The sequence below is a fragment of the Albidovulum sp. genome (assembly GCF_049646345.1).
Classification (GTDB): Bacteria; Pseudomonadota; Alphaproteobacteria; order Rhodobacterales; family Rhodobacteraceae; genus Albidovulum.
The window spans coordinates 1-4,832 of sequence record NZ_JBARVQ010000775.1 but is presented as its reverse complement, the minus strand read 5'-3'; the positions used below and the strand labels follow the sequence as shown (position 1 = coordinate 4,832).

Sequence of the window (4,832 nt, the reverse complement as noted above, 5' to 3'; positions counted from 1 at the left end):
TTGCAGCGTCAGGGACTTTTGAACCGCTGGGCGATCGAGCTTGGGCTGTGGGACGAGCCGCTGAAGCTTGTTCATAACATGACCGGCACGCTGATCGGCATGGTGCATATCATGCTGCCTTTCCTCGTTCTGCCGCTTTTCGGTTCGATGAAGGCAATCAGTCCGGATCTTCTGCGCGCCTCGTCGAACCTTGGCGCGAGCCCGTCCCGCGCCTTCTGGACGGTCTTCTTCCCGCTGTCGCTGCCGGGCCTGTTCGCCGGTGCACTGATCGTCTTTGTCCTGTCGCTCGGCTTCTTCGTGACACCGGCGGTTCTGGGCGGCGGAAAGGTGATCATGGTCTCCATGCAGATCGCTTCCAATATCGAGCTGTTTTTCAACTGGGGCGCGGCAAGTGCCTTGGGCGTCGTCCTTCTTGCCCTCACACTCGGCATTCTGTTTGCCGCCTCCCGCTTCCTGAAACTCGATACGATCTTCGGCGGGGGGCATTGAGATGAGCTGGCTGTCCCGCCCCGCCTCCGACACCCAGATCACGCATGGGCAAAGGCTCTGGCTCTATATCCTTGCCGTGATCATCATGGTGCTTCTGGTCGCGCCGACACTGATCGTCATTCCGATGTCCTTCTCGGCCTCGCAATACCTCGAATTCCCGCCGCGTGAATGGTCACTCAGATGGTATGAAAGTTACTTTGCGTCACCGGCATGGATGCAGGCGACAAAGACCTCGCTCAAGGCCGGTGTCCTGACCATGCTGCTGGCGACACCCCTTGGCGTCGCCGCCGCCTACGGGCTGCATGTAAGCCGCCACCGCTTCGCGCAGGCGGCCTTTGTCCTCCTGATCACGCCGATGATGGTGCCGGTGATCCTGATCGCCATCGGTGCCTTCTACGCCTATGTGCAGATCGGCATGGTCAACAGCCTGACGGGCCTTGTTGTCGCCCATGCGATCCTTGCCCTGCCCTTGGTGCTGATCGTCGTCAGTGCCGCGCTGAAGAGCTACGACATGAACCAGGAGGCCGCGGCGCGCAGCCTTGGCGCCTCGCGGCTGATGGCCTTCCTCACGGTGACGCTGCCGCAGATCCGCTTTTCGGTGATCACGGCCGCGCTCCTCGCGTTCCTGACATCCTTTGATGAGGTGATCGTCGCCATGTTCGTCTCCGGCGGTCAGAACTCGACCCTGACCCGCAACATGTTCAACGCGCTCCGCGACCAGATCGACCCGACCATCGCGGCAATCTCCACGATCATGATCGTGATTTCGTCGACGGCGCTCATCCTTGCGCAGATCCTTGGCAAGGCGAGGGAGTGACATGGCGGATGCGTCTTCCCTGACCGCGCCGCTTCGCCCCGGCGCGCGGCTCGACCCGCTTCTGGCCCCGAAATCGGTGGCGCTTCTCGGCGCCTCGACCGTGCCCGACAGTTTCGGCTGGGCCATGCTCGACATGGCGCGCGCAGGCGGCTTCGCGGGGCCTGTCCATCCGGTCAATCCGCGCTATGCCGGGACCGAGCGCGGCTTTTTCGCCCGCCTTTCCGACCTGCCGGAACCGGTCGAACATGTCGTCCTCGGCGTCGCGAATGAACGGCTGGAAGCCTGCCTGACCGAGGCGGCGGAACACGGCGCGAAGGCGGTCACGATCTTTGCCGATGGCAAGGGCCCGGCCCGGCCCGACCGCATCCGCGCCATAGCGCGCGAGGCCGGGATGCAGGTCTGCGGCCCGAACTCGATGGGTTTTCACAACCTCGACATCGGCCTGCGGATCTCGCCCTTTCCGGCGCCGAAGACCCTCGTGCCCGGTGGCATTGCCGCCATCCTGCAATCGGGCTCTATCATGGGGGCTTTGGCCCACAACGACCGGCGGCTGCGCTTCAACATGCTGGTCTCGCCGGGATCGGAATACCTGACGACGGCGGCCGACTATCTCGACTGGGCGCTCGATCAAAAGACGACGCGTGTTGTCGGTCTCTTCCTTGAAGCGGTGCGCGATCCGGAAACCTTTCTGGCCGCCCTTGACCGGGCCGAAATGCTGGGAATCCCTGTTGCCATGCTGAAAGTCGGGCGCACCGACCTGTCGCGCAAGATGGCGCAGTCGCATACAGGCGCGCTGGTCGGCGATCACGACGTGTTCGAGGCCGCGATGCGCGAACGCGGCGTGCATCTGACCGATACGGTCGACGAACTGGCTGCAACCCTGCAACTCTTCGCCATGGGCAAGCCGGCAGCGCCGGGCGCCATTGCCGCGCTGCACGACTCGGGCGGCGAGCGGGAATTGCTGGTCGATACCGCCGAACGGCTTTCGCTGCCGCTTGCCCGCTTCGCGCCTGAAACCGTGGCGAGGATCGAACGGCATCTGGAACCGGGCCTGCATGCCGAAAACCCGCTCGACGCCTGGGCGTCGGGGAAGAATGCCGAGGTGACGTTTCTTGAGGCCGCCCGCGCGATGATGGACGACCCCGGCGTCGCGGTCGGACTTTACGTGCTCGACTGGCGGCAGGACTATTACTTGCACGCGATGCATGCCCGCGTGCTGATCGAGGCGGCGAAGGGAACGGAAAAGCCGCTCGTGGCGCTCTCGAACTATTCGCTGACCGTAAACCACGACCTTGCCTGCCAACTTGCCGACCACGGCATTGCCCTTCTGGACGGGACCGAGGAAGGGTTGAAAGCCGTGCGCCACCTGCTGTCTGCCCGCGACCGGAGGCCGGTAGACCGGCCGGTTTCGCACGTACGGACGCTGACCGCCATCGGCGAGGGCGAGGCGGCGGGGCTCGCCCTGCTTGCCACCGCAGGCATCGATACGCCCGATCATGGCCGCGCCGCGACGATCGAGGGGACCGTGGCCGAGGCCGCCCGCATCGGCTATCCGGTCGCTCTGAAAACCGCAGCACCTGGCATCGCCCACAAGACCGAGGCGCAGGGCGTGGCACTGAACCTCCGCGACGAAGCCGCCCTGCGAGCCGCCTATGCCGATATGGCTGCAAGACTTGGGCCCGAGGTGATCGTCGCCGCGATGGTGACCAGCGGGGCGGAATGGTCGCTCGGCGTGATCAACGACCGCGATTTCGGCCCTGCGGTGATGATCGCGCCGGGTGGCGTGATGGTGGAGCTTTTGCCCGAACGCGCCGTGCTGATGGCCCCTTTCACGGCTGACACGGCCAGAGCGGCAATCCTGACGCTGCGGGCCTCACGGCTGCTGACCGGCTATCGCGGACAAGCACCGCTGGCGCTCGACGCGCTGGCAGGCGCAGCGGCGTGCCTTTCACAACTGGCACATGACGCGCGCCATCAGATCGAGGAGATGGACGTCAACCCGGTGATCGTCACACTTGACAGTGCGGTTGCCGTTGATGTCCTGATCACACCACGGGACCGGGGGCAGGAATGAGCGGCACGGACGATCTTTTCACCGCCGATTTCAAGCCGACGCCCTATTGGTGGGACCGCACGCCGCGCCCCGATCTGCCGCGCGCCGATCCACCGGGCGAGGCCGATGTGGTCATCGTCGGGTCCGGCTATACCGGGCTGCATGCAGCGGTCGTGACGGCGCGGGCGGGGCTGTCGACCGTTGTGCTGGATGCCGAGGATGCCGGTTTCGGCTGTTCGACCCGCAATGGCGGCCAGATCTCGACCAGCATCAAGCCGGGCTATGCGGAACTGGCCCGACGCCACGGGCCCGATGTGGCCACCGCGATCCGGGCCGACGGTCAGGCCTCGCTCGACTTCACCGGCGAATTCATCCGGACCGAAGGGATCGACTGCGACCACCGCGTCGTCGGGCGGTTCCACGGCGCACATCTGCCGAAGAGCTATGACCAGCTTTCCCGCGACTGCGCAGTCACTCATCCCGGGTATACGACCGACGCCTTCATGGTCTCGCCGCAGGACATGCCCGGCGAACTTGGGACAAAGGCCTATCACGGCGGCTGCGTCTTTCCGCATCACGCCAGCGTCGACCCCGCCCGCTATCACGCGGGCCTCTTGCGCATCGCGATGGAGGCAGGTGCCACGGTCATCCCGCATTGCGCGGCGACGGACCTTGCGCACGGGCCGACCGGCCTGACCGTGACCACGGCGAGGGGCCGGATCCGCGCGGGCCGGGTGATCCTTGCCACCAACGGCTATTCCGGGCCGCTCTCACCTTGGCACCGGCGGCGGATCATCCCGATCGGTTCCTACATGATCGCGACCGCCCCGATCGCGCCCGAGCTGATGGACCGGCTTTTCCCCACCAACCGCGTGCTCTCGGACACGCGCAAGCTCGTCTACTATTACCGCCCCTCGCCCGACCGGACGCGGGTGCTGTTCGGCGGCCGCGTCTCGGTCGCCGAAACCGATCCGAGGAAAAGCGCGCCACGGCTGCACGCTGAACTGATCCGGCTCTTCCCGGAACTGGCAGGCACCAAGGTCAGCCATTCCTGGATGGGTTTTGTCGGCTACACGTTCGACACGCTGGCCCATATCGGCGAAACCGACGGCATTCACTACGCCATGGGCTATTGCGGGTCCGGCGTCGGCATGGCGGGTTATCTGGGCATGAAACTCGGCCGCAAGGCGGCGGGCCTCGGCGGCAGTGAAACCGGGATGGAAAACGCGCCCTTCACCACACGGCCACTTTATTTCGGCAATCCGTGGTTCCTAGGACCGGCGGTAATGGCCTACAGAATGCGGGACAGGTTCGGTGTTTGACCTCCCGCCTCCTAATACCGAACAGGTCCTGTCAGAAGAACTTGGCTTGAGGCGGGCAGGGCGCTGGACGGGGCGGTTGTCACATTGAAAAAGCTGCAGGAGGCGGTGGCAGCGCTTTGGATCAATATTCGCGGCAGTGATCAGAAAACGC

The 4,832-nt window shown here is 65.1% G+C and carries 4 protein-coding genes; all 4 read left to right on the top strand.

Features of this window, described 5'->3' with window-relative positions; genetic code table 11:
* Positions 1-489: ABC transporter permease (locus tag WBB85_RS20415; RefSeq protein WP_432640423.1), on the top strand; the 489-nt coding region annotated here is incomplete at its 5' end.
* A gap of 1 nt (position 490) precedes the next feature.
* The gene (locus WBB85_RS20410; RefSeq protein ID WP_432640422.1) at positions 491-1,306 is read left to right on the top strand and encodes an ABC transporter permease; all 816 of its coding nucleotides are present in this window, start codon (positions 491-493) and stop codon (positions 1,304-1,306) included.
* Between the two features lies 1 nt (position 1,307).
* Positions 1,308-3,380 (top strand): acetate--CoA ligase family protein, encoded by a 2,073-nt coding sequence (locus WBB85_RS20405; protein ID WP_432640421.1) that lies wholly within the window; start codon positions 1,308-1,310, stop codon positions 3,378-3,380.
* A complete protein-coding gene (locus WBB85_RS20400; protein WP_432640420.1) occupies positions 3,377-4,681 on the top strand; it encodes an NAD(P)/FAD-dependent oxidoreductase in 1,305 nt (434 codons plus the stop codon). The genes WBB85_RS20405 and WBB85_RS20400 overlap by 4 nt, the downstream gene beginning before the upstream one ends.
* Positions 4,682-4,832 lie beyond the last annotated feature (151 nt).

Excerpts from the sequence above, each read along its gene's own strand:
- WBB85_RS20405 (WP_432640421.1), top strand. The coding sequence starts at position 1,308 with ATGGCGGATGCGTCTTCCCTGACCGCGCCGCTTCGCCCCGGCGCGCGG.
- WBB85_RS20410 (WP_432640422.1), top strand. The coding sequence starts at position 491 with ATGAGCTGGCTGTCCCGCCCCGCCTCCGACACCCAGATCACGCATGGG.
- WBB85_RS20400 (WP_432640420.1), top strand. The coding sequence starts at position 3,377 with ATGAGCGGCACGGACGATCTTTTCACCGCCGATTTCAAGCCGACGCCC.